20 protein-coding genes and 3 pseudogenes are annotated in these 25,604 nt (G+C 38.6%); 6 read left to right on the top strand and 17 right to left on the bottom strand.

The genetic code is table 11. From position 1 onward, the window contains the following. Positions 1 to 44 precede the first annotated feature (44 nt). The 3 genes and pseudogenes from CWATDRAFT_RS41695 (at position 45) to CWATDRAFT_RS08685 (ending at position 5,437) form a co-directional block, all read left to right on the top strand. Positions 45 to 1,215 (top strand): annotated as a pseudogene (locus tag CWATDRAFT_RS41695) (ISAzo13 family transposase). A 217-nt stretch (positions 1,216 to 1,432) separates the two neighbouring features. After that, positions 1,433 to 3,110 (top strand): annotated as a pseudogene (ltrA, locus tag CWATDRAFT_RS08690) (group II intron reverse transcriptase/maturase); the annotation flags it as partial. A 242-nt stretch (positions 3,111 to 3,352) separates the two neighbouring features. Further along, positions 3,353 to 5,437, top strand: a complete 2,085-nt coding sequence (locus CWATDRAFT_RS08685) for a M3 family metallopeptidase (protein WP_007304660.1) — start codon at positions 3,353 to 3,355, stop codon at positions 5,435 to 5,437. Positions 5,438 to 5,547: 110 nt separating this feature from the next. Here the strand turns inward: CWATDRAFT_RS08685 and CWATDRAFT_RS08680 are convergent, their stop codons facing one another. From CWATDRAFT_RS08680 to CWATDRAFT_RS08645, 8 genes and pseudogenes are all read right to left on the bottom strand, one after another. After that, positions 5,548 to 6,228 carry a tetratricopeptide repeat protein gene (locus CWATDRAFT_RS08680; RefSeq protein WP_007304659.1) on the bottom strand — a complete coding sequence of 227 codons (681 nt, stop codon included), beginning with the start codon at positions 6,226 to 6,228 and terminating at the stop codon, positions 5,548 to 5,550. A 204-nt stretch (positions 6,229 to 6,432) separates the two neighbouring features. Then, positions 6,433 to 7,092: a hypothetical protein gene (locus CWATDRAFT_RS08675; RefSeq protein WP_007304658.1), complete on the bottom strand. Its 660-nt coding sequence runs from the start codon at positions 7,090 to 7,092 to the stop codon at positions 6,433 to 6,435. Positions 7,093 to 7,151: 59 nt separating this feature from the next. Then, a complete protein-coding gene (locus CWATDRAFT_RS08670; RefSeq protein WP_007304657.1) occupies positions 7,152 to 7,793 on the bottom strand; it encodes a transposase in 642 nt (213 codons plus the stop codon). Between the two features lie 64 nt (positions 7,794 to 7,857). Then, positions 7,858 to 8,439, bottom strand: coding sequence for a helix-turn-helix domain-containing protein (locus tag CWATDRAFT_RS08665; RefSeq protein WP_007303150.1), 582 nt, complete (start codon positions 8,437 to 8,439; stop codon positions 7,858 to 7,860). Between the two features lie 335 nt (positions 8,440 to 8,774). Continuing rightward, on the bottom strand, positions 8,775 to 10,370 hold the full coding sequence (locus CWATDRAFT_RS08660) for an Hsp70 family protein (protein ID WP_007304656.1): 1,596 nt from the start codon (positions 10,368 to 10,370) through the stop codon (positions 8,775 to 8,777). A gap of 167 nt (positions 10,371 to 10,537) precedes the next feature. Further along, positions 10,538 to 11,509, bottom strand: a complete 972-nt coding sequence (gene sds / locus CWATDRAFT_RS08655; RefSeq protein ID WP_007304655.1) for a solanesyl diphosphate synthase — start codon at positions 11,507 to 11,509, stop codon at positions 10,538 to 10,540. A gap of 773 nt (positions 11,510 to 12,282) precedes the next feature. Continuing rightward, entirely contained in the window at positions 12,283 to 13,128 is an 846-nt protein-coding gene (gene murI, locus CWATDRAFT_RS08650) for a glutamate racemase (RefSeq protein ID WP_007304654.1), read from the bottom strand. 86 nt (positions 13,129 to 13,214) lie between these two features. Next, positions 13,215 to 15,070 (bottom strand): annotated as a pseudogene (locus CWATDRAFT_RS08645) (N-acetylmuramoyl-L-alanine amidase). A gap of 147 nt (positions 15,071 to 15,217) precedes the next feature. Between CWATDRAFT_RS08645 and CWATDRAFT_RS39565 the strand changes: the two are divergent. Together CWATDRAFT_RS39565 and CWATDRAFT_RS08635 are read left to right on the top strand one after the other, a co-directional pair. Continuing rightward, on the top strand, positions 15,218 to 15,406 hold the full coding sequence (locus tag CWATDRAFT_RS39565) for a hypothetical protein (protein WP_042711335.1): 189 nt from the start codon (positions 15,218 to 15,220) through the stop codon (positions 15,404 to 15,406). 69 nt (positions 15,407 to 15,475) lie between these two features. Further along, a complete protein-coding gene (locus tag CWATDRAFT_RS08635) occupies positions 15,476 to 15,673 on the top strand; it encodes a hypothetical protein (protein WP_007310031.1) in 198 nt (65 codons plus the stop codon). A gap of 56 nt (positions 15,674 to 15,729) precedes the next feature. On the opposite strand, the gene CWATDRAFT_RS41690 is transcribed toward CWATDRAFT_RS08635, so the two are convergent. From CWATDRAFT_RS41690 to CWATDRAFT_RS08625, 3 genes are read right to left on the bottom strand one after another with little or no spacing between them, the layout of a single operon-like run. Next, positions 15,730 to 16,299: a cyanoexosortase B system-associated protein gene (locus tag CWATDRAFT_RS41690; RefSeq protein ID WP_007304651.1), complete on the bottom strand. Its 570-nt coding sequence runs from the start codon at positions 16,297 to 16,299 to the stop codon at positions 15,730 to 15,732. Between the two features lie 43 nt (positions 16,300 to 16,342). Then, the gene (locus CWATDRAFT_RS41685) at positions 16,343 to 16,642 is read right to left on the bottom strand and encodes an archaeosortase/exosortase family protein (RefSeq protein ID WP_007304650.1); all 300 of its coding nucleotides are present in this window, start codon (positions 16,640 to 16,642) and stop codon (positions 16,343 to 16,345) included. Between the two features lie 34 nt (positions 16,643 to 16,676). Further along, complete coding sequence (locus CWATDRAFT_RS08625; RefSeq protein ID WP_042711334.1) at positions 16,677 to 17,810, bottom strand: DegT/DnrJ/EryC1/StrS family aminotransferase; 1,134 nt, start codon at positions 17,808 to 17,810, stop codon at positions 16,677 to 16,679. A gap of 290 nt (positions 17,811 to 18,100) precedes the next feature. On the opposite strand from CWATDRAFT_RS08625, the gene CWATDRAFT_RS08620 reads away from it, so the two are divergent. Beyond that, complete coding sequence (locus CWATDRAFT_RS08620; RefSeq protein ID WP_007304648.1) at positions 18,101 to 19,339, top strand: RNA-guided endonuclease InsQ/TnpB family protein; 1,239 nt, start codon at positions 18,101 to 18,103, stop codon at positions 19,337 to 19,339. Positions 19,340 to 19,374: 35 nt separating this feature from the next. Here the strand turns inward: CWATDRAFT_RS08620 and CWATDRAFT_RS08615 are convergent, their stop codons facing one another. From CWATDRAFT_RS08615 to CWATDRAFT_RS08590, 6 genes are all read right to left on the bottom strand, one after another. Then, entirely contained in the window at positions 19,375 to 20,019 is a 645-nt protein-coding gene (locus tag CWATDRAFT_RS08615) for a calcium-binding protein (protein ID WP_007304647.1), read from the bottom strand. Positions 20,020 to 20,238: 219 nt separating this feature from the next. After that, positions 20,239 to 21,120 (bottom strand): ABC transporter permease, encoded by an 882-nt coding sequence (locus tag CWATDRAFT_RS08610; RefSeq protein WP_007310025.1) that lies wholly within the window; start codon positions 21,118 to 21,120, stop codon positions 20,239 to 20,241. Positions 21,121 to 21,158: 38 nt separating this feature from the next. Continuing rightward, entirely contained in the window at positions 21,159 to 21,959 is an 801-nt protein-coding gene (locus CWATDRAFT_RS08605; protein WP_007304645.1) for an SAM hydrolase/SAM-dependent halogenase family protein, read from the bottom strand. Positions 21,960 to 22,029: 70 nt separating this feature from the next. Beyond that, positions 22,030 to 23,583: a M16 family metallopeptidase gene (locus tag CWATDRAFT_RS08600; protein WP_007304644.1), complete on the bottom strand. Its 1,554-nt coding sequence runs from the start codon at positions 23,581 to 23,583 to the stop codon at positions 22,030 to 22,032. Between the two features lie 203 nt (positions 23,584 to 23,786). Next, a complete protein-coding gene (locus tag CWATDRAFT_RS08595) occupies positions 23,787 to 24,236 on the bottom strand; it encodes a hypothetical protein (RefSeq protein ID WP_007304643.1) in 450 nt (149 codons plus the stop codon). A gap of 169 nt (positions 24,237 to 24,405) precedes the next feature. Further along, positions 24,406 to 25,596 carry a glycosyltransferase family 4 protein gene (locus tag CWATDRAFT_RS08590; protein ID WP_007304642.1) on the bottom strand — a complete coding sequence of 397 codons (1,191 nt, stop codon included), beginning with the start codon at positions 25,594 to 25,596 and terminating at the stop codon, positions 24,406 to 24,408. Positions 25,597 to 25,604: the final 8 nt, after the last annotated feature.

The following is a 25,604-nucleotide window of genomic DNA, read 5'->3' as shown; positions in this document are numbered from 1 at the left end:
GTAAATTGAAGCTAAAACAGACAAATCATCCCTTAACCCCGTCGATGGTCGATGATTTACGTTTAGCAGCCTCAAAAATGACGGGAGCAGAGCGTCGTTCATTTCAAGCTGAAATGTGTCTCAAGTATTGTGGAGGAAGTGCCAGACAAACCGAAATCGTGTTTGGTTGGGGGAGAAAAAATGTTCAACTTGGATTACATGAAAAACGAACTGGGATAGTGTGTTTAGGATTACAATCAGTCAATAGTGGATGTAAAAAATGGGAGGAAAGATACCCAATAGTTGCCCAATCATTGAAAGAAATAGCCGAAGCTCACGCACAACAAAACCCCACATTTAATAACCCCATTGCCTATACAAGATTAACGGCGGCTGAAGCCATTAAACAATTAAGAAATCTAGGATATAATGGAGAGGAGGTTCCTGCTGCTTCGACAATGGCAGATATTTTAAATCGTTTGGGCTATCGATTAAGAAAAGTGGTAAAAGCTAAACCTAAAAAAAATCTCGGAGACGGACGCTATCTTCGAGAATATAGAGAAAAAAGATAGAAAAAAAGACCCTTCTGTGAAACGTTTAAGTATGGATTGTAAAGCAACTGTGGAAATAGGAGAATATTCACGTGGCGGACAAACTAGAGGTTATAATCAAGCTCAAGATCATGATATGGGAACTAAAGAAAAATACGTTCCTTGTGGGATTGTAGATGAAGATACAGGGTAACTTTATGTAACTTTTGGAAGTTCTTATAAAACGAGTGATTTCATGGTAGATAACTTGGAGCAATGGTGGACAAGTCTGAGTATAACTGAAAAGCAGCAACTAGAGAACATCCAAATTAAAGTTGATAATGGACCAAAAAATAGTGGAATAAGAAGGCAATTTTTGAAGAGAATGGTAGAGTTTGCCGACCAAACTAAGAAATCTATTCAATTACTATATTTTCCTCCTTATCACAGTAAATATAATCCCATAGAAAGATGTTGGGGAATTTTAGAGAGGCATTGGAACGGAACACTTCTGAGAAATGCTCAAACGATGTTAGCTTGGGTAAAAACTATGACATGGAAAGGCTTAAATCCGATAGTTAAGTTAAGTAAAAAAGTTTATCAAAAAGGCATTTCTTTAACGAAAAAAGAGATGAAGGAAATTGAGAAACGTTTAGAACGTAATCCTCACTTACCTAAATGGGACATTTTGATTAGACCCAGTTAGTCTAAAAAGTTAATAAGAGTGTAAAATTAAGTGAATTTCCTTTTTAAAAATAGTCAAAGCTAATTTAAAAGTTAGCGTATTTCTTTCTTTTAGATAGGGAGGTTTTTGTTCGCGGAAAGTATCCGCGAACAACTTTTTATTTTTCCCTTTTCGCTTATTTGAGATGTTCTACAAACAGATTCTGAGAATGGGTGGGGAACTTTTTCTTGGAAATCACCTTAAATCAGGTAATAAAGTTAAAGCTAAAAGCTTCAGAAGTTACTGTTAAAGTCACATTACGCAAAGCTCTTAGCCATACGCAAAGTAACCCAAGACAACCAAGGCAAAAAAACTGCTGGCGTTGATGGGAAAAAGGCATTACGCCCCAACCAAAGATTAAAGTTAGCCAAAGAACTAGCTTTAAAAGGTTACAAAGCAAAGGCACTCAGACGGGTTTGGATTCCCAAACCTGGAAGAGAAGAAAAACGTGGTCTGGGAATTCCCACCATGAAAGATAGAGTAATGCAAGCCTTGGTTAAATCAGCCTTAGAGCCATATTGGGAAGCCCAATTTGAGGGAACATCTTACGGTTTTCGTCCAGGCAGAAGCGCACAAGACGCTATACAAAGGATATACACGGTAATCAATTCAAAAGCCAAATATGCTCTAGATGCCGATATATCCAAATGTTTTGATAAGATTAACCATGACCACCTACTGTCCAAATTAGATTGTCCTAATAACGTCAAAATAGTCATTAAACAATGGCTAAAATGCGGTGTTATGGACAAGGGTATATTTGAGGAAACCGATTCAGGAACTCCCCAAGGCGGTGTAATAAGCCCTTTATTGGCTAATATTGCACTACACGGATTGATTAATGATATAAGAAACCAATTTCCTGCAAATAAAAAGAGGAAAGATGGTAGCTACAAAACAGGATACCAACCTGCAATCATCCGTTATGCCGATGATTTCGTAGTTCTCCATGAGGACTACGACGTTATTCTAAAATGTAAAAATCTAATTGCACAATGGTTGAAACAAGTCGGACTGGAACTAAAACCAGAAAAGACTTCCATCAGACATACTCTAAAAAGTATTGAACACGACGGAAAAACCATGACCCTGGTTTCGATTTTCTTGGATTCAACATAAAGTCCTACCCCGTAGGGAAATACCACTCTGGGAAAACACCCCATCGTGAGATACTTGGATTCAAAACTATAATCAAACCAAGCAAAAAGAAAATACTAGCTCACCATGAGGCGATCAAAAAGGTCATAAATGCCAACAAGAATGCCCCACAAGCAGCATTAATTGCAAAATTAAACCCCATAATAAGAGGATGGTGTAATTATTACCGAACTGTATGCAGTAAGGAAACGTTCGACACCGAAGACCACATATTATGGAATATGCTGAGAGCCTGGACAGTCAGCAGGAAAAAGAATAGGACCCCACTGATTGAAGCCCTCAGAAAATATTTCTCATACGGAAGACGCGGAAAATGGACATTTCAAACAAATGGAATGGTCCTTTACTACCACGCCGAAACGGAAATAAAAAGACATCAATTGGTTAGGGCCGAAGTCTCACCATATGACGGAAACTGGACATACTGGAGCAAAAGACGGGGAATATACACTGGAACACCAATGAGAGTGTCAAAACTCTTAAAGAAACAAAAAGGTATCTGCCCTATCTGCAAGCAACACTTTACACCCGATGACTTGATAGAAGTTGACCACATAATCCCAAAATCGAAAGGTGGAAAGGACAGGTACGACAATCTACAAGCTCTACATCGTCACTGTCATGATGCTAAAAGCAAAAATGACTATCTCTATGATTGGTTAGATAATGGCTATGAATGGAAAGACGACGTTTTAACAGTACCCACGACAAGGGACTAATTGCCGAGAGCCGTGTGAGGTGAAAGTCTCACGCACGGTTCGGAATGGGAGTCGTGGTAGGTGACTACCACTTCGACCCCTAATAAGCTCGCAAACGCCATTGAGATGGGAACACAGTCTTTTAGACTGAACTTGTTCAAGGTAAATTTTGCGTTACAGTAAAAATATAAGCTAGTCGTTAGCAAAATTTTTCACGACTAACTTGAAAAAAGTATCAATCTTTGATTTATTATCACTCACCTATGACCAACGCAACTGTAACCAATAACCCTTTATTGATCGGAAAAGGATTACCGACCTTTGATAAAATTACTCCTGATCATATTATTCCTGCAATGACTGAATTATTGCAAGAATTGGAAACTAAATTAAATGATTTAGAAACCACTGTTAAACCTACCTGGGAAGGTTTAGTGGAACCTCTAACAAAAATAGAAGAAAAATTTAGTTGGAGTTGGGGTATTGTTGGACATTTAATGGGGGTTCAAAATAGTCCTGAACTTCGTGAAGCTTACGAAACTGCACAACCTAAAGTTATTCAATTTATTAATAAGTTAGGTCAAAGTAAGCCCATTTATGAAGCCTTTAAATCCCTTCAAGCAAGCGAGTCATGGAATAGTTTAGAAAATGCTCAAAAGCGGATTGTTGAAACAGCTATCAAAGAAGCAGAATTATCGGGGGTTGCTTTAACAGGAGAAACCCGTGATAAATTCAACAAAATTAAATTAGAATTAGCGGAATTATCTACCAAATTTTCTAACCATGTTTTAGATGCAACTAAAGCCTTTAAACTGAAACTAACTACAGAGAAAGAAGTAGAAGGTTTACCCGCAAGTTTACTCAGTTTAGCAGCACAAACTGCCCGTGCAGAAGGAGAAGATAACGTTACCCCAGAAACAGGACCTTGGCTAATTACTTTAGATTATCCTAGTTATGTTCCCTTTATGAAATATAGTAGCCAACGGGACTTAAGAGAGAAGGTTTATAAAGCATTTATCTCCCGTGCATCTAGTGGAGAATTAGACAATAAACCGTTAATTGAGCGTATTTTAGAACTGCGGAAACAACAAGCAGAAATTCTCGGTTATAACACCTATGCTGAGGTTAGTTTAGCTAGAAAAATGGCTCCTAATGTTGAAGCTGTAGAAGGGTTATTAGAAGAGTTAAGAACCGTAAGTTATGACGCTGCACTAAAAGACTTAGAAACATTAAAAGCCTTTGCCAAAACCGATGATTTACAGCCTTGGGACGTGAGTTATTGGGCAGAAAAACAACGAGAAACCTTATTTAACTTTACTGCTGAAGAACTACGCCCTTATTTTCCTTTACCCCAAGTATTAGATGGGTTATTTACTTTAGCAAAAAGAATCTTTGGGGTAACTATAACTGCTGCTGATGGACAAGCACCAATATGGCAAGAAGATGTAAGATATTTTCAGGTTAATAATGAAGCAGGAGAAGCGATCTCAAACTTCTATTTAGACCCCTATAGTCGCCCCGCAGAGAAGCGTGGAGGGGCTTGGATGAATGATTGTATTGGACGGGCAAAAATTAAGCTAGAAGAGCAATTTATAACCCGTTTACCTGTTGCTTATTTAATCTGTAATCAAACTCCTCCCGTGGATGGAAAACCAAGTTTAATGACCTTTGATGAAGTAACAACTTTATTTCATGAATTCGGTCATGGACTACAACATATGTTGACAAAAGTAGATTATCCTGGGGCTGCTGGAATTAATAATGTAGAGTGGGATGCGGTGGAATTACCCAGCCAGTTTATGGAGAATTGGTGTTATGATCGCATCACCTTATTTAACATGGCAAAGCATTATGAAACAGGAGAAACCTTACCAGAACATTACTACGATAAGTTAGTTTCTGCTCGTAATTATATGAGTGGCTCAGCCATGTTAAGACAACTACATTTTAGTTTTTTGGATCTGGAATTACACCATCGTTATCAACCAAATGGTAATGAAACTCATGCAGAAGTTCGTAACCGTATTGCTGAGAAAACAACGGTGATCAAACCGTTACCCGAAGACGCATTTTTGTGTGCCTTTGGGCATATTTTTGCCGGGGGTTATGCAGCAGGTTACTACAGTTACAAATGGGCAGAAGTATTAAGTGCTGATGCCTTTTCTGCCTTTGAAGAAGTGGGTTTAAACGATGAAAAAGCCGTTTCAAGCACAGGAAAACGATTCAGAGATACCGTGTTAGCATTAGGAGGTAGTTTAGACCCAATGGAAGTATTTAAAGCCTTTCGAGGAAGGGAACCACAAACAGAACCTTTATTAAGACATAGTGGTTTATTAGGCGCAATTTAGAATTTAGAGTTGACTTTTGGTTAAACTCTTTGCTTAGTTGCGGTTTGAGGAATTTTTACCTTTTATAGAGACGTTACCTAAAACGTCTCTATAGTAGATTAGAACCATGATTATTGTTTTATTTGACTCATTACTTCCTTGGTTTTTTCTAAAGCTTCTGTATTACCTTGTTTAGCAAAAAGTTGTGATGCTTTTTCTAAATCTTCCATTGCTTTTTCTGGATTTCCTAATTCTGAATAAGAAGCGGCACGGTTAAAGTAAAGTTGAGGAAGATTAGGATCAGTTTCTATTACCTTATTATAATCTTCAATAGCTCCTTGATTATCCCCCAATATAGAAAGTACAACCGCTCGATTCAAATAAGCTGGTATATAATCAGGATTTAAGCTAATGGTTTTATTATAATCTTTAACGGCTAGTTCTGGTTTTCCCTCTCTTTGATAAAGGAAACCCCTATTATAATAAGGGCGTGATAGTTCAGGATCTAACTTAATAGCTTGATTATAATTTTTCATCGCTTCTTCTGGTTGCTTTAAAAGAAAATAAGCATTACCTCTATTACTATAAGCGTCGGAGTTTTGAGGATTAGCTTCTATAGCTTGATTATAGTCTTCTAATGCTGCTTTTAAGTCACCTTTTTTGACTTTTTCTAATGCTTGTTGATATAATACTTCTGATTTTTTTATGTCACCTTCCGCCACATCTGAAGTTGAAGGAACGGCACAAGCTGTCATACTTATCAGAATAACTGCTAAGCTTAAACGGGACATGATGGATTTAATTTTCTTCATGACAAAGATGTTAATTTATTTAACGGGATATTGATAGAGATTATATTTTAGCTAAAGAGATTCCTCGTACCTCGGAATGACATGATTAACTTAATAATTTTAGCTAAAGAGATTCCTCGTACCTCGGAATGACATGATTAACTTAATAATTGTAGTTAAAGAGATTCCTTATTGCTCGGAATGACATTATACAAATACAAAAAATTAAGATATTTTTTCACCCATCCAAATACGAGGATCAATCATGGCAACAGCAATAAAAAAGCAAGCCATTCCTATTGGTCTAGTGGGGGGAACATGAGCTAAACCAAACAAGAAACCAGAAGCAATCAAGAGTACAACTGAGAACAGGGATGCACCGGCACGTTTTAAAGCGATCACTGCTGCTATAATTCCTATTAACCAACCACCCCCTCCTAACACAGAAATAAGGGAGAAGGTACTACCTCCAAAAATGGGATCAAACAACAATAAATTAAATTGTTTTTCGGCAAAGATTTGGATATTCTTGGATAAGTCTTTGGCACTACGAATAAGTACACCTCCAGCAATACCCATAATGGAATCAAGAGCGGTATAAAAGATGAGAAAAAAAGCAATACCGATCCGACTAATCATGACGGGTAATCCTTTGAGATTATTAACTAATAAAAGAACGGCGATTCCTAATAATCCAAACAAAGGAAGTTGTAATAAATGAAGGGTAATCCACCAATCGACTTTAGGGACAACGGACTGAAAAGGGGTTTTATTCATCATCCCAATGGGGTGAGTAATTTCCAACAGACCAAGAACAAAAGGAGTTCCTAAAATAATTAATCGTTGTATCAGAATAGATCGGTTTGATAAATGTACATCCTTCATTTTAGATTTCACTCACTGATCAGCCTCTCTAGTGCAGCTTAGCAAAAATAATCCACCAGTCACTTATGACCTTTAAAGCCCTTAAATTTCCAAACGAACGGCTTAGCAAAATGTTGATTAAAGTAATCAATAAAATTGAGAATTTTTTGGGATAGTTCTTCAGTTGAACGGACAGTAATTCTTTTGAGTAAACGCCTGACTAAGATCGAAAAGCAACACTCAATTTGATTAAGCCACGATGTATGTTTGGGAATATAAACAAAGCGAATTCGATGAGATTCATCTGATAAAAAATCTGCTCTGCTGTCCATAGATTGCAAAATCCCCTCCTTTCCTTTTCTCCCCAAATCAATAGTAATTCCACAGCTTTCTGCTACTAATTTGACTAAGCTTTCCGATTTATGAGTGTTGAGTTTATCTACAATAAAAATCCATTCTGCTTTTTCATCAATCTTAATCGTTCTCTGGATATGTTCAGAAAAATCTTGTTCTGTTCTTGTCGATCCAATAGAGGGACTAACAACTTTTCCTCTTGCCACATCCCAGTTCGCAATCAAGCTTAAAGTTCCGTGTCTTTCATATTCAAATTCGATTTTTTCTACTTGTTTAGGCTTGATTCTTTTGTTCGGAAATAATCTCTCAAGAGCTTGAATCCCTGTCATTTCATCTGTACTAATTAAATGAATTCCTTGTTCTAACAAAGTTTTAGCTTCTTGATGAAGTTCACAGATATATTTGACTTGCTTTTTAAATTTTAAGGGATCATCAATTTTGGCATTTAACCAGTAACGAACGAGATGTGGTTGTAATGTCGCTTCTTTTTAAAAAACGCCCCACACTACGGGGGGAAATCTTTTCGACAATTCCTCTTTTTATGGCTTCATCCGCCAACTCTGAAGGTGTCCAATGGCTCACTGGTCTGTCTGATTTTTCACATTCTTCACAAGCGATCGCTACAATCTGGACTACTTGTTCGACCGTAAAGGATTTTGTTGTTCCAGGTCTTGGGCGATCGCTTAAAATTCCTTTGATCAAGACCATTAATGCTTTCTCCGTTACCTGTTGTTCTTCGGCGGCACTCAGTTTTTCTCTCTCCTCAAACCATCGCGATCGCCACTGACGCACTTGTACTCGGTCTAATTCTAATCTTCGACTAATCGAACTATTGCTCTCTCCTGATGCTGCGGCTAAGATTAGCTTGGCTCGTCTAACAAGGCGATAGGGGTTTGTTGTCCCTCTCACTATTTGTTGGAGTACTGTTTTCTGTAGGTTGGAGAGGTTAATTGGCAATGCTTTTATCATGGACATCAACTTCGAGATTCTTCCGTTAGTTTCATTGAAACACATTGTCGTGGCTGGTCACGAAAGTTTCTGTAAAAATCTGGTGGATTACTTTCGCCAAGCTGCACTAGGAGTCCTCACGCACACAGTTTCAGCTTTAGCTACATGAATCGGCAGCAGAAACCCCGCATAAAACGCATACGGAAGAGTCAATAATAGTCTTGGAAAAATTCTCATTGTTTTATATTTAGGAGTGATCACAGAAGTACCAATTCTTATTATATGGGTTTTTATATCAATAGCGAAAATCAATATAATCTAAGCCTTAGTAAAGCGTTAAAGAATAATATTGAGCTAAATATCAATTAAGAATTCATTAAAACCAAATAACTGATTAACTTCTAGCTTAATTCTGTAACAATTTGCTTGTCAACTAAACTATTTTGTGTTAATAAATCCTCGACTGTTACCCTCAAAAATCGTTGTTCATCCACCCAAAATTGTAACTTAATTCTATCACTTCCAGGCATTCCTAAAGGCTCTAATTTAGCTAAAGTTCTCGCCCCATCTCGATCATTTAAAGGTTGCACATTACTTTGAGCATTTGCTAGGGAACGAGTTACTAATCTATCCCCATCAAAATACACTTCTGTTCCCCCAGTTTCTGACCCTAATTCCCCTATAATTAACTCAATACTGGGTTGATTTTCGATGGATGCACCTAACTTAATTTCTATAGGTTCATTCATGGGGTAAGATTGCCCTAATTTAATGATAGAATGCCAACTATGGCAGTTTTTACGACGGTTCCAGTATCTGATACCATAACTATGATATAAGAAGTCCTTGACCTCAAATCCTTGGGCTAATTTTAAGGCACCTTCTGCAATAGCAGAAAAAGGACGATCGCATTTAATCTTTGATTCATCAAAGTATTGTTTTACCCAAGTTTGTACAGCAGGAATTTGTACTGTTCCTCCTACTAATAAGATACCATCAATATCTCTTTTTTCGATACCATTGCGTCTTGCTTGTTGTAAAACCTGTGTCATCAAATCATCTAATTTATCAAAAAATTGTTCTTCTTTTAAGATACTTTCAAAACCGTCTCTATCTAACCCTAACTCGTAACTATCTAGGGTTTCATCGTTAAAGTAAACCTCGTTGGCTTTATTTTGGGAAGATAACTTGATTTTTAATTTTTCTGCTAATCTTAATGTTAAGGAAGAAATAGGAATATTTTGAGTCTTGGAAAAGTAATTAATCAACCAATTATCAATGTCTGAGCCTCCTAAGTTAGATCCTACTTTAGCTAAAACACGAGCAATTTTAGGCTTTTGACTTGTACTTTCACCAAATAAATTTTGACCCCATTTTAAAATAAATCCTTGATTTTTTTGTAAGTTTTCTGTTTCTAATTTCACCAAGGATAAATCAACAGTTCCCCCACCAAAATCTAAAACTAATAATAATTCTTCTCCTGTGGTTCCGTACCCTAAAGCTGCGGCAGTGGGTTCATCTAATAGTCTGATTTGTTCGATATTCCATCCTTGGCAAACATTACCTAACCAATGACGATAGGTTTCAAAACTATCCACGGGAACTGTCAAAACTAAGGAATTTATGTCATTTGCCGACTCACTTTTTAATTCTTGAATAACAGTATTTAAGAACCATTCTCCTACTTTTTCAAAAGTTACATTAGTTTCATCTAACTCTGGTAAAAATCCTTGAATATTTGTTCCAATACCTCGCTTAAACTGTTTGAAAAATCGTGGATCATTGGCTAAATCTAAACCACGATCTCGAACAGTTTGACCAACTAAAACATCTGTTTTACTGGCATTTTCAACATAGATTAGACTGGGAATTAAAGGGGGTTTATTGTTCACTTGCTGAGAACAACCTGGAAGTTTAATAATTTCCGGTTGTTGTGTCACTGGGTTGACACGAGTGATCACTGTATTGCTGGTACCAAAGTCAAGGGCGTAAGACACTTTCCGTTTAAAAGAGATTCAGTAAATAATTGCTAATTCTCTTAAAATAGCAAACACCCTCAGCCCATGACAAGGTATGGTTAAAAAAGTTATTAATTAACCTAAATTTTTTTCAAAACATTTTTTAAACAAGGACAGTTATCAAAGTGAAAAAGAGGCATAGACTCTTAATAAAGACGACTCAAAACATAGTCAACTATATCAGTTAGGGACTGAGAATAAGGAGAAGGTTTGAGACAAGCTAACTGTTTAAGGGCCAGTTGTCCATGATAAGCAGCTAATTCTTGCGATCGCTCAATACCTTGGCTTTCACTGATGATAGATAAAGCCTTGTCTATGTCCCCTTCTTCACTAAACTCCCGTTGGATTAAGGTTTCTAGATAAGGGGTTTCCTCCATAGCAAATAAAGCAGGGGCGGTAATGTTCCCACTGATTAAGTCTGAACCGGAGGGCTTGCCTAATACCTCTGTAGGTGAGGTAAAATCGAGGATATCATCCACAATTTGAAAGGCTAATCCTAAATATTTGCCATAGTTATACAGACTATCTATGACTTCAGCAGAAGCATCGCTTAAAATGGCAGCAGATTTAGAACTATTAGCCATTAAAGACGCTGTTTTGTAATAGCTTTTGTCTAAATAAGCCTCTAAAGTCAAACTGGTGTCAAAGCGATTAATCCCTTGAAAAATTTCTCCCTCAGCAAAATCACGAATGACTTCCGAGAGTAACTTAACCACTTGTAAGTTATCAAGATTCGCTAAATACCAAGAAGATTGAGCAAAGAGAAAGTCTCCTGCCAACACAGCGATACGATTATCAAACAAACTGTTAACCGTTGGTACATTGCGCCGTAAAGCTGCCTCATCCACCACATCGTCATGGACTAAACTGGCAGTGTGAATCATTTCGGTGATTTCTGCCAGTCTGCGATGACGAGAGGTAATCTCAAGGTCGAGCATGGTAGCCCGTGAAACTAATAAAACAATGGCCGGACGAATGCGTTTACCACCAGCATCAAACAAGTGTTCAGCCGCCGCTCCAAGGATAGGATGACGCGCCCCCACTAAGCGTTTGAGGTTGTCTGTCAACAGGTGTAAATCGTTTTCTACAGGGGTAAAGAAAGAGGTTGTTGAGATCATGCAGTTAGTTAAACCTGGTTTTTCAGTTACGAAAGTTTACATATTCTTGTATTTATTTTAAGCTAACCTTTCCAGACAATGAAACTTAATTGGCCATTTTCTCGAAAAAAACTGGTTAAACCCCCCTAGAATCCTCAAAAAAATTATCCATTTTGCAATTCTTATGTTAAGTTAGTAGTAAGGGTTTTGAGAATTTACCCCTCTGTTCTCGAAAGCTTATAGATAGGTTAACGTTCTGAAGCGAATTTGAACCAGAGGAAGTAGTTAGTCCAATGGGCTGACAGCTTAAGCAATTACCTTGAAGAGTTACCACTCTAAAAGAAGAACTGGGAATTAGCAGTCATCGACCTGCCACTGAGCAGAGTCAGGGCTTGTAATAGTTCCTTAAAGGTTAAAAATGGTAACAGCAAGTTCATCTGAGACTTTGGCTGTTACTTGTCAGATCAAGGCAGTAGAAGCCATAACTACTGTCAGTTTGGGTTACCAGATTAGAATCTTAACCCGTTGATGATAACACGATGTCCACCATTACCATAATAACTCGAAGACAAGAAGATGCCTGTGACCACACTTTTCCTAGCCGCTCTATATTTATTAATGATTTACGGATTGTTGACCCTCGCTAAACTCACTGGTAAGTGTTTATCACAACCTCCGCGTGATTTGGGATAAAACAATTGTTTGCATTCAAAGATGATAACAATTTAATAGTACAAAGATAAAGGATTGGTAGCTGTGTGAGGAGATTAAGAGCAAACAACCAATCCTTTTATCTATTCAAGCATTTCCACTTGTTCCCAAGCTACAGTGGGGGTGAAACCCATGGGCAATGACACTGACTCAACGGAGGGACAATAACCTAACCATTGTTTAGACAGTTGGGAAAACGTACTAGAGCAACCACTGACAGCAAAGCGAGTAGGCAAAGCAGGAGCAGTTTTGCTCAGGCCCATCAACTCTAATTCTTTTTTAGCCGCCTGTACAACATAACTAGCAGGATCAACCAGTTTTACAGTGGTTGGGATAATAGTTTTAATGACAGGTTCTAAATGGCGGTAATGGGTACAACCATAAACGAGGGTATCAATATTATGGGCCAATAAAGGGGTAAGATATTCTCGGGCAACTTCCTTCGTATGGACATCCCAGAGGCGATTTTGTTCGATTAGGGGGACAAAGGGAGGACATCCCACTTGCCAGACTTGAGCATTAGGGTTAATTTCTTGAATGGCTTGACGGTATGCCTGACTTTTAGCCGTTGCTGGGGTAGAAATCACCCCGATGCGTTGACCTTGTTTAACAGCCGCTTTGGCCCCGGGTAAAATAACCCCTAGAATGGGGAGATCGAACTCTTGACGAACCGCTTCGACGGCTAAAGCGGAACTGGTATTACAAGCCATGATGACCATTTTTACTCTTTGTTGGGTCATCCAGGCCAAAATTTCTCGAACAAACTCGAGGATTTCCCTAGCAGAGCGATCGCCGTAGGGAAGTCGTGCCGTATCAGCAAAATATAGGATGGATTCTTGGGGCAACTGTCGGTAAAGTTCCCGTAAAACAGTCAATCCTCCCACACCACTATCAAACACACCAATAGGACTGTTTTGAATCTCTCTCATGTCGTGATTAAGTCAATAAAGAAAAAGTTAACAATTGAAACACGGATATTTAGGTGAGTAACTATATTGTAGAGACAGAAACCGATTTAGAGTCTTTTTTGCCGTATATAATCTAAGATTCCCAAAGCGATCGCCCTAGCCATTTGACTGCGATAAGCCGGATCACGCAGTCTAGCGTTATCCACACTCCCCGTCACAAAGCCAACTTCCACCAGCGCAGAGGGCATTCTTGAGGTTCTCAGAACGTAGAAACGAGCCCTTTTCACCCCCCGATCCCTGGCTACTGTAACGTTTCGTAAAATACTGCGATGGATGGCATCGGCCAACTGTCGGTTTCCGGCATAAAAAGTTTCCATACCACTAACATTAGATCGGCCACCCCCCACCGCATTAGCGTGGATACTGACAAAAATATTAGCCCGGGCCCTGTTAGCCATAGCAGTACGACCTTGAAGACTAATAAAATAGTCGGCGTTGCGAGTCATCATCACCTCAACCCCTTGCTGTTTAAGAAGCTGACTCACCTCCAGAGAAATAGGGAGAATGACATCAACTTCCCTCAGTCCCCCTAAACCCACCGCTCCTGGGTCTTTGCCCCCATGGCCTGGATCAATCACAACCAGTACCCGTCCTCTAGGGGTTTGGCTGCCAGGGGGCAAGGATGGGGTTGGAGAGGGATTATTAGAGGGAGGAGGAACCGTGATCGGGGTGGGATTTCTGGGATCTCTGGGGTTTCTTGGTGGCGGGGTGGTAGCCCGCAAAGAAATTACCTCTAAGGATAAGGTTTGGTCATTGCGTTGACGTAAACCCCCCAAACGTACCCCCAAGGAAGGTCGCACTTGAATCACCACAGTATCCCGTATTCTCCTGNCTGACCTTCAATTGATAAATGGGGCTATCGCTACCCAGTTGAGGACCCCTGGACGGGTTCGGCCAGTTGAGCATTAGGAATACGAATTTCAAAGATACCCGTGCGGCGATAGATGGTTCCCTGCCCCCGAATTGGTCCATCAGCCCGAATCAACAGTTGATTATTGCTGGTTAATTCGATGGCAGAAATGGTGGGATTTTCATTTTTGGCTGGGCTAACCGTCACTTCAGGGGAAGGTTCAGGAGGGGTCAAATTTTCTACCTTAGGTATGCCCCCTTGGGGTAATAAAACCAGCCCACCCAAACGGGAATAATAAGCTTGCCATCCTGGACTGTCTTTAGCCACTCTTAGGGTGAGAATGCCCTGAGAGGGTTGGGGTTGTTCAAACTTAATATCACTAACCCCGTATTTATTGACAGCGAGGGTTCGGTCGATTAGGGCTTTAGGAAAAGATGTCCCAGGTAGGGTAAATTGAATGGTTTTAGCCTCTTCTTCCTGGCGATCCTCCACCCTAATATCTCGATTTTGCCCTTGTTTATCCAAACGAATGAATAAACCATTACGGGTAACTTGAAAATTATTCTCGTCTTGGAAAGAAGACGGAGAAGTATTAAGAGGCAGTTGGGGTGCCGGAGTCGGACGGTTGGGAGGGGGAGTTGGTCTCGTCGGGGGAGAATTCCTGATCGGTTGTGGATCGGGTAATTCTACAGTCCACTGAGTGGGAGACAAACCTCGAACCTTAACTTGAGCAGGATCGACAGTATATCCAGGGGCTAACTCGATCACTAGACGAGTTGTTTGGGAATTAAATTGACCCACACGAACACTTCTAATGTTTCCTCCAATGGTTTGATCCACTGTGGAACGGTTTAAGGTTATGCCTGGTAAGTCGAGAACGATACGAGTTGGGTTAGGTATCAACTGGGCCCGAGGTTGAACTCGGGAATCTGTGGTAAAAATTAGGCGATTTTGATTGTTTTCGTATCGCCAAAAGAGAAGTCTGCCGGCTTGTGCTGGCAGGGCAAATAAAAGCGTGCTGAGGATAGTTAATAGTAGCCAGTGAAATCTCACAATAATTGCTCCTATGGAGAATAACGGTTCTAACCCTGAATACAGAGTAATAGGAACCGCCTTACTCATCAACTCAATGAGACGAAAAACTAGGGTTAAGGTTTCGAGTCACTTCTAGCAGGAGGAAGATTGATAATAGTTGATCTGATGAATTTCCCCCCGTCTCCCCGTCCCCCCATCACCCCATCACCCCATCACCCCATCACCCCATCCCCCCGTCTCCACGTCAAACTCCAAGAACAAGTTTTTTGCAAAAATGGGATGCTCCCTATTTTTGTGGATCGAGTGTTCCTGCCAAATTTTTATAGAAGTGTTATGCTAGATAACAATTTTTAAATTTAACTTTCTCTAAATTTTTAGCCACTAAATTTACTCACTCTTGAAAATAACCATAATTAAACCTTCATGCTGTCAACAGATACTGAAAGAATTATCATTTTTCGTAATTATTTAATTCTCATGGGAACCCTAGCCATGTTAATAACAGGGTTAGGTGGTATGTTTGAAAATCCTGATCGATTGGGGCAAAAGGATCGCTTAGAAAACTACGGTCGTTTTGTCAGTGGCGTTGTGGTTAACCAAGCACAAAAAATTGGACGATAAATCATTTAATTCCATGCAGTTTACTCATAGTATTTGAGATTCGGCTTAGATAAGTGCTACTTAACAATAAAAACTTGTTTTTCTAAGGTTTTCTGCACCTCTTGACCTAAAGATTTAGCCATAGGTTCCATATCTTTTAAACTTCCTAAAGCTTCCATGGGAATTTTTATAGACACAGCAACCCAAGGAACTCTTTCATCTCTTAATTGTGCTTTTTGATCAACCAAAAACCATTGAGGAAGCAATGTATTACGAATAATATTAGCGGTAACACTAATAGTAATAGCTGATGTTAGTAAAGTAATCACCCGTCTTTTATTCTGTAAGTTACCTGTCCAATCTAATAACAAAAGTGTTACATATAAACTGGTAAAAAGCATTTTTAAACCAGCACAATAGGGAGCAACTTCCACAGGAATATCATTTACATAAAGGTAAATCTCGTCAACTCTTGTACTCACCCCCAATAGTTGGAGTAAAACCCAAGCTACCCAGGCAATAAATTTTTGTAATGGCAAGGTATAAGGGGTTATGAGATAAGGAACAGAATTCGGTGTTCCCAGAAAAATTAATAGCCAAGGAAACCAATTCAATTTTAAACCAGGTATCCCTTTTAACCAAACCATAATACCAGCAATTACAATGGGGAAAGAAAGAGAAACTAATTCTCTAGTCCCTGTGATATAAAATTGCTAATCCTAAAGCAAGCAAAAAGCCCCCCAGAGGATGAATTGTGTTACCTAGTTTTTGCCATTTGCCACAATTTCTGCGAAAAATAATATAAGCAGCATAGGGAAAGCCAATGATGGCATGACTAAAATATTCGTGCTCAATATTAATACTTTTATTTAACCAACCATCGTACCAGAACAAGAGTACGGGAGCATAAATAATTGCCAGAAAAGTAATAATTAAAACATTACCTAAATTTCGTTCGAGAAACGGGGATATTTTTGATGTTGTTTGCATATTTAATCATCCATTAAGATTAAATATAAACTACTTAAATTAAAGATATTTGTTCAACTACCCAAGCAATATCTTCTGATTTAATACCAGGATACATGGGTAAAGACAAAATTTGTTCACATAACATTTCTGCTTGGGGAAAATCTCCTAACTGATAACCTAAGCTTTTGTAAGCAGGTTGTAGGTGACAAGGAATGGGGTAATGAATGCCTGTTTGGATGCCTTTTTCCTTGAGAAAGTCTTGAACCTGTTCACGAGTCATAGAAGAGGCTTCATTAATACGGACAACATATAAATGATAAACGTGACCTTCTTGAGCGAGATTCGTCATCGGGACTACTTTATTATCTCTTCCTGATTTTAACCCCTGATCATAAATTTGTGCTGCTTGATTTCTCAATTGATTCCATTGAGATAAATGAGGTAGTTTAACTTGTAAAATGGCTGCTTGTAAGCTATCTAAACGGCTATTTTTGCCCACTTCTGTATGATAATATTTTTTCGGTGCGCCATAATTACGTAAGGTTTGAACCCGTTGGGCGACTTCTTGATCAGATGTAATCAACATTCCTCCGTTGCCAAAGGCCCCTAAATTTTTACTGGGATAAAAGCTAAAAGCAGCAGCCATACCAACGGAGCCAGCCATATAACCTTCTCGTTGGGCTAAATGTGCTTGTGCTGCATCCTCAAAGATAATGAGATTGTGGGCCTGGGCAAAGTCTAATAAGGCTTTTGGGGACACCATTTGACCGTATAAATGGACGGGTAGAATGGCTCTGGTTTTGGGTGTAATGGCTTTGGCCGCTAAGTTTAAGTCAATTAAAGCTGTATGGCGATCGCAGTCCACTAAAATAGGGGTTGCCCCTGCTTGAATTACTCCTATCACCGTCGCAATAAAGGTATTAGCTGGCACTAACACTTCATCCCCTTCTATGATACCACAAGCTTGTAGTCCTAGAGCGATCGCATCGGTTCCAGAGGCGACTCCCACACCATAATTGACACCACTAGCTTGAGCAAATTCCGCTTCAAATTCTTTTAAGCTTTTTCCTAAGATAAAATCCCCCCGTTGCACAACAGCGGCCATTGCTTGTTCAATTTCTGCCTGTATGGGTTGGTGTTGCAGGGTTAAGTCGACAAAGGGGACGGTGTGAGAAGATACAATTATTGATAGTGTGTATGATTAAAATTTAATGCTTAATTGTATCTTAGGTTATCGGATTTTGACCTCTTTTCGAGAAAATTATCGTAATTCATGAGGACAGATCAAGTCATTACTCAATCTGTCCTCAAATTTTTATCTTCAATGTCGGGGTGAAGACCCCCGTTACACGGATGCGCTTCGGTGGGATGAAACCCCGACCAACAAACAAAAGGAGAGTGCGTCCATACTTCCCCTATTGACATTTTGCGCTCTTTAGCCTAGCATAATGACATAGTTGTTTGAGGTCGAAAACAATGATTGTCTTAGAGATGAAAGCAGTAATTAAACCCTACCAAGCTAATGCCATTGACGATGCTATTAGGACGGTACAGTTCATCCGAAATAAAGCATTAAGACTTTGGATGGATGCTAGTCGAGAAGACAAGATAGATAAATATGCTCTCAACAAATACTGTCGTATTCTAGCTAAAGAATATAAATTTGCTGATGAATTAAACTCAACAGCAAGACAAGCATCATCGGAAAGAGCTTGGTCAGCTATCTCTCGTTTCTATGACAATTGCAAGAAAGGGATAAAAGGAAAAAAAGGCTATCCTAAATTTCAAAAAAATAACCGTTCTGTTGAGTACAAACAATCAGGATGGAAGCTATCTGAAGATAAGAAAAAGATAACTTTTACTGACAAAAAAGGTATTGGAACAGTTAAATTAAAAAGAACTAGGGACTTAAACTTTTACCCCATTGACCAAATTAAACGGGTTAGATTAGTGCGTCGTGCTGACGGATACTATGTTCAATTCTGCATTAGGGTTGATATTCGAGACTATGCTAAACCTTTGGAACCAACTAAACATTGTACAGGTATTGACGTAGGGCTTAAGGTTTTTTTTGCTGATAGTGATGGTAAAACTATAGAAATTCCCCAATACTATCGTAAAGCAGAAAAACGTCTAAACCGTCTTAATCGACGTAAATCTAAAAAGTTTATAAGAGGGAAAAAGCAATCAAACAACTATCAAAAAGCTAGAAAAAGATATGCTCTAAAACATTTAAGAGTAAGTAGGCAACGTAAAGGTTTTGTCGAGAGAGAGGCATTGCGCGTAATCCAATCTAACGATTTGGTGGCCTATGAAGACTTAAACGTTAAAGGGATGGTTAAAAATCAACGTCTAGCTAAATCAATTAACGATGCTGCATGGGCAACTTTTCGTCAATGGTTAGAGTATTTTGGCTTTAAATATGGAAAGGTAACTATTGCTGTTCCACCTCATAATACATCCCAAAATTGTTCTAATTGTGGGGAAAAAGTCCAGAAAACTCTATCAACAAGAACCCATATATGTTCACATTGTGGATATATTGAAGATAGAGATATCAATGCAGCAATTAATATCTTGAAAAAAGGATTAAGTACGCTAGGGCATAGCGGATCTAAAGCTTGGGGAGATTTGCCCTCTAGCTTGGTTGGAGAAATCCTGCCAGGTTACGGCGAGTCTGTGAACCAAGAATCTCCCGTTACAGCGTCAGCTTAACGGGAGAGTGTCAACCTGATGTCATCGACAATTTTTTAGACTAAAACAATATCGTTATGGATACTGAAAGAGCCTCCACTAACAAGTTCTAAATTAGCAAATTTTTGTCCATTAAAGGATAAAGATCCACTGTCAGTATCAAAACTAAATTGATCCAGAGAACCTACGCCAAAACCAGCTTTAGAGACTTGAATTTTATCCCTAAAGGAATGGGAAAGATGTCCCTGGAAGTGTCTGATAGTATCAACCCCGTCTGCAAGGGAATTGAAAATATAGGTATCAGACCCGAAACCACCGATTAGGGTATCATCTCCTGTACCTCCCATCAGAGCATCATGACCCCAACCACCGTTCAAAACATCATTTCCAGAACCTCCCACAAGGGTATCACGACCCCAACCACCATATAATCTATCATCTCCAGAACCACCATCAAGGGTGTCATGATCCCAACCACCATATAATCTATCATCTCCAGAACCACCATACAGGCTATCATTTCCAGAAACACCATATAATCTATCATTTCCAGAACCACCATACAGGCTATCATTTTTTCTGCCTCCAGATAAGATATCATTTCCATCCTTTCCATACATTCTCCATTTTCTAAGTCGATTTTTAGCTGTTCTGTTAGCGTTAAAGCGATCGTTCCCATTAGTTTCATTGTAAGTTGGCATTCCTAGTTCCTATTCATAAATTTTTGTCAGTTCCAAAGTACCTAGATATTTGGTAAAGATCATCATATTTATTACCTAATAATTCTCAAAAAAAATCTTATGTTTTCTAGGTTTTCACTGAAATTATTAGCTAAGATTATTTTTATCAACTTAAACTACAGATATGGAATTTGTAGGGTTGAACGGCCATTGAAACCTATTTGAGAATATTAGTATTCACTATTGTCGATTTTTAGGATCAAAAGCATCTCGTAAACCATCCCCAATATAGTTGATACTTAAAACGGTTAAAAAGATTGCTAAACCAGGAAAAAAGGCGGTATGAGGGGCAGTATCTAGATAATCTTTTGCTTGAAATAACATTTGTCCCCAAGTGGGAACGTCTGGGGGAAAACCTAACCCTAAAAAGCTTAAGGTTGATTCCGTAATAATGGCATTACCCACCCCTAAAGTGGCTGCAACTATAATTAGACTAACAACATTAGGCAGCAAATGAATTAAAATAATACGTTGGGAATTTGCCCCTAAAGTAATAGCGGCTTTCACAAATTCCATTTCTTTTAATTTTAAAATATTCCCTCTTATCAATCTAGCCACAGACATCCAATTTAATCCACCAATAACGATAATAACTAAGATAAATATTCCCAATTCTGGTCCGGCTATCTGTTTAATCGGTTCCCTAAATAAATAGACAACTAATAATAATAAAGGTAACTGGGGCAAGGCTAAAAACAAATCCGTTAACCTCATTAATAAATTGTCGATAACTCCGCCATAAAATCCGGCGATCGCACCAATAGTTGTACCTAAAAAAATAGCCACAAACATAGCTAAAATTCCCACTGTCAGGGAAATTCTACCCCCAAATAAAACCCTTGCTAAAATATCTTGTCCCAGAGAGTTTGTCCCGAAGGGATGGTCAAAACTGGGTAAAGCACTCATTTTAGAAAAATCAATTTTATCAATAGGAACCTGATAAATAAACGACCCCAACATCACGGAGAAAAAAATGATAGTTAAAATAATTAAACCAAAAATAGCTAAGGGGTTACGACGAAATTTATGCCAGATATAATGTTTTTTTACTTCTGCTTGCATTACTGCCATTTTTGTGTTAGTAACATTACTTAATTGAATTAAAACTGAAAGATAACAGTGATATCACTTCCCCATTCAAGATCTAATTCTTCTTGGGCATTCCCACCATTCATAGCAATTTCTACCCAGCCGTGACTACCGATTAATGTTATCATTTCTCGGGGGGCAACATCGCTATAAGTTAAACCGGATTTGATCACCTTATCATCGACTTTAATCGACCAATTTTTATCTCTTACCAGAAGTGACGAAATATTAGTAATTAAGTTGCCAAAATGATCAATATATTGAATTGATCCTTCTATTTTTTTTTGTGTAACCTGGGGAAATTCTAAAGGAAAAGCCACTAAACTATTAATAGGAATACTCTCTCCTAAAGCTTCTAAAGCAACGCCAGAGGCCAAATAAGCGGCAACTGGGGCAAAAATATCTCGGCCATGAAAAGTTAAACTGGGATCAGGAATACGCCAATAGTCAGTATTAGTTAAAGATACCGCTTTGAGGGCGGTATCTTCAGCCAAAATACCGCTAAATAAACCATTATCAGGGCCGACTAAATATCCTTGGGAACATTTAATGGCCACACTGCGCCTTTTGCTGCCAACTCCCGGATCTACCACAGCGAGAAATACTGTATCCCTGGGAAAATAAGGATAGGCATTCATCAAACAAAACCTTGCTGCCCAAATTTGTTGGGGTGCAATTTTATGGGTAAGATCGATAATGGGGATATTAGGATTAATGGTGGCCATAACCCCCTTCATAATGCCAACATAGCTATCTTCTAAACCAAAGTCTGTTAAAACTGCGATGGCTTTTGTTTTTGATGGTTTTGTCATGGAGATCAAGGTAGTAAATATTTCTTATTACTGTTAATTGATGACTGATGACTGGTGACTGGTGACTGTTTTAAGACTGGGGTAAAATTCTTCCAATGGTCAAATTTTCGGGAACAAAAGTTGTTTTTGCTACTCTTTGAATATCAGCAGTGGTGACAGCATCAATGGCCTGTACTTGTTCAAATAAATTACGCCAACTGCCCGTTTTAACTTCGTATCCCACTAATGCTTTACCCATGCCTAAATTGGAATCTAGAGAGCGCAACAAACCTGCACGTAATTGATTTTTAACCTGTTGTAATTCCTGTTCAGAAACTGGTTCTGTTTTCAATTTTTCAATCTCTAAAGATAAGGCTTCATCTACCTCTTCTATGGATGCTTTAGGAGAAGTTTGTGCATAAAATAACATCAAGTTAGGGTATTTATCCGAAGGAAAACCATTAAATCCCTGGGCCCCCAAAGCCACTTGTTTTTCCTCGACTAAAGACTTATATAACCGGGAAGTTCTACCGGAACTTAATAGGGTAGAAATCACTTGATAAATGGCATTATCAGGATGACTTAAAGCCGGAACATGATAACCTTCTAAATACCAAGGTTGAGAAGCTAATTTTAAGGTAACTTCTCTGGTTTCTGTTTGCTTTGGTTCTATTTTTGTCAGTTGGGGAGGTTCTGGTTTTTCTGTATAACGACCAAAATAAACTTTGGCAAACTGTTCAACTTGTTCAGGATTAACATCACCTACAATAGCAATGGTTAAGTTATTAGGACCATAATAAATGTCAAAAAAGTCTCGGATATCTTCACGGGTTAAGTTACGAATATCTTCGTTATAACCAATGGTAGGACGTTTATAAGGATGTTCTGTAAAAGCAGTTCCTAAAAAGGCTTCTACCATCTTACCAATGGGGTTATTTTCTGTGCGTAACCGTCGTTCTTCTAAAATAATATTTTGTTCTTTATAAAACTCTCGAAAAACAGGATCTAAAAATCTTTCTGATTCTAGAGACATCCATAATTCTAATTTATTTGATGGAAAACTATAAAAGTAAACGGTTGAATCTGGGCTAGTTTGTGCATTAATATTAACTCCTCCTGCTGTTTCTACAATACGTCCAAAAGCATTTTGTTGGACATGACTAGCTGCTTCGGCTTGTAATTTTTCAAAGGTGGCTGCTAGTTTTTGTATTTCTTCTTCATTCCCTGTTTCTCTTGCGCTTTTTAATTCCATAGAAATTTGATCTAAGCGACTTAAAAGTTCTTTTTCTTCTTCATAGTTATTTGTGCCAATTTTTGTGGTTCCTTTAAAGGCTAAATGTTCTAAAAAGTGAGCAACTCCTGTTTTTCCATCTGGTTCATCAGTTCCACCAACATCGGCATAAGTTACAAAAGAAACCACAGGGGCATCATGATTTTCTTTGATAATAAATTTCATGCCATTATCTAAAGTAAATTCTGTGATTTTTTCGATAGCACGATTCAAATAAGGAGTGATAGAAGAAGACTGATCAGAAGATGGGGTTTGTGCCAAAGCTGGAACATTTCCCCACAGCAATAATAAAAGACACACAAGACTCATAGCGGAACGAATGAAAACAGAGAATTTAAACAATTTCATGATCATAGAGATAACTAAAAGATTAATAGACTCTTTTATAGCATATCAAAATTAGAACCTAAATTAGTATAAGTTCTAGTTACTTAATAACCTGAGTTCGACAGAAGTAAATTTATAGATAAGTGGCCAAAATCAGTAATCTCAAACCCTGATAATGTCCTTGTCAAAAGCACAACTCAGAACTCCGAACTCAGAACTCCGAACTCACGTTAATAGGTTTGCCGAGTAGGAAATTCATAATAAATATTACCACGGGTGCTATGACGATTACCTTTTAGTTCTTTGAGTTTTTTGTTTAAATAGTCTTGGGCTTCATCGGAGGGAAGTTCTGTAGCTTGCATGAAGGTTAATATACTAATTCTTCCCTGACGTTGTTCTAATAACTTATAAAAAATAGTTTCAGGGTTTTTTCTCAAAGATTTTAAGTAAAAATAAATAGAAACCGCATAAATAAAGGACAAGAATAGACCAAGAATATGTAATAATAATTTATTTAAAATAGACTCGATAAAAATAAACTCAAACAGAATAAAAAAGATTAAAGTGTTCCAAAAGATATAAGCTTCTTTAACTGGTTCTCTTTGGGTTTTTACTTTTAACTTAGCAATTACAATAATATAAACAATGACGGTTATGGCAAAATAGAAGATCCATTTCATCGATCATACCCACGCTGCTCATCATCCCTATTGTATCTTTTTACTGGTCACCTGAGTTCGATATAAGAAAATTTATAGACAACTTGTCAACGTCAGAAGTCTTAAACCTGATTATCTCATGGAAAAAACTCCGAACTCCGAACTCCGAACTCAGTGTGATCAGTCTTAACTATTCCCAGTGAATTTGCGATCGCTGATCACACACCACTTGATAAACCTTCTCCGTTTGTTTAGCCAACTGTGGCCAACCAAAACGTAGGGCCAACTCTTGATAGGCTCTCTCTACTAACTGTTGGCCGTAGTCAGGGTTTCTTAATATTTCCAAGATTCCCCAAGCGAGAGAGTCAGGGTTATTCACCTCAGTAACAATACCGGTTTGTTGATGATGCACAACTTCTGGTAAACCTCCTGTACTCGATACCACCACAGGGACACGAGCAGCAAAACTTTCTAGGGCAACAATGCCAAAGGGTTCGTATAAACTGGGAAACACGGCACAGTCGGCAATGGTTTGAAAGCGATCTAAATCTTCATCGGACATAAAACCTGTAAAACAACAACGATCAGCAATACCCAAATGAGCCGCTTCTCCTTGTAAATGCTGGGTATCTCCCCCACCAATAATAACTATTTTGGCATTTCTATCTAGCTCTGATAACACTTTGGCCGCTGCTTGTAAGAGAAGGGAAACCCCCTTTTCACGGGTCATTCTGCCCACATAATAGATGATTTTTTCGTGATCTAAGGCAAATTTACGACGAAAGAACAGATAATCAAAAGTGGGATCTTGAAGCTTTTTCTCGGCTCTAATGCCGTTATAAATAACATCAATCTTATCCAAGGGGGTTTCAAAAACCCGTTGTAACTCGTGACGCATATAATCACTACAAACGATCACCCGCCAGGCATCATAGATCAAGTTTCTCTCTTTGCTAGAGATGTAGCGTTGGATATCATTATGAATACCGTTATAACGACCATATTCTGTGGCGTGAATGGTGGCAATAAGGGGAATTTTAAATAAATGTTTCAGGGCGATGGCAGCATCCCCTACTAACCAGTCATGGGCGTGAATTAAATCAAATGGCCCCTTATCTTGGATTAGTTGTCCCCCATGATGACCCATGCTATCATTCATGTGGACAATCCACTGAAAAAAGTCGTTGGCTTCTTGCACAGGCACACGATAAACCCAAACCCCGTCTATGTTTTCCTCGGAGGGACTATCACCAAACTCTACCGTAATTAAATGAATTTCGTGGCCTATTTCCGCAATTTCTGGATATAATTCCGCAACATGACGGGCAATGCCTCCCACAATACGGGGGGGAAATTCCCAAGTCAATACCAAAACTCTCATAAGTGCGC

Source organism: Crocosphaera watsonii WH 8501 (genome assembly GCF_000167195.1).
In the GTDB taxonomy this organism is placed as follows: domain Bacteria; phylum Cyanobacteriota; class Cyanobacteriia; order Cyanobacteriales; family Microcystaceae; genus Crocosphaera; species Crocosphaera watsonii.
The sequence above is the reverse complement of the archived record's forward strand: the minus strand, read 5'-3'. Positions and strand labels throughout refer to the sequence as shown.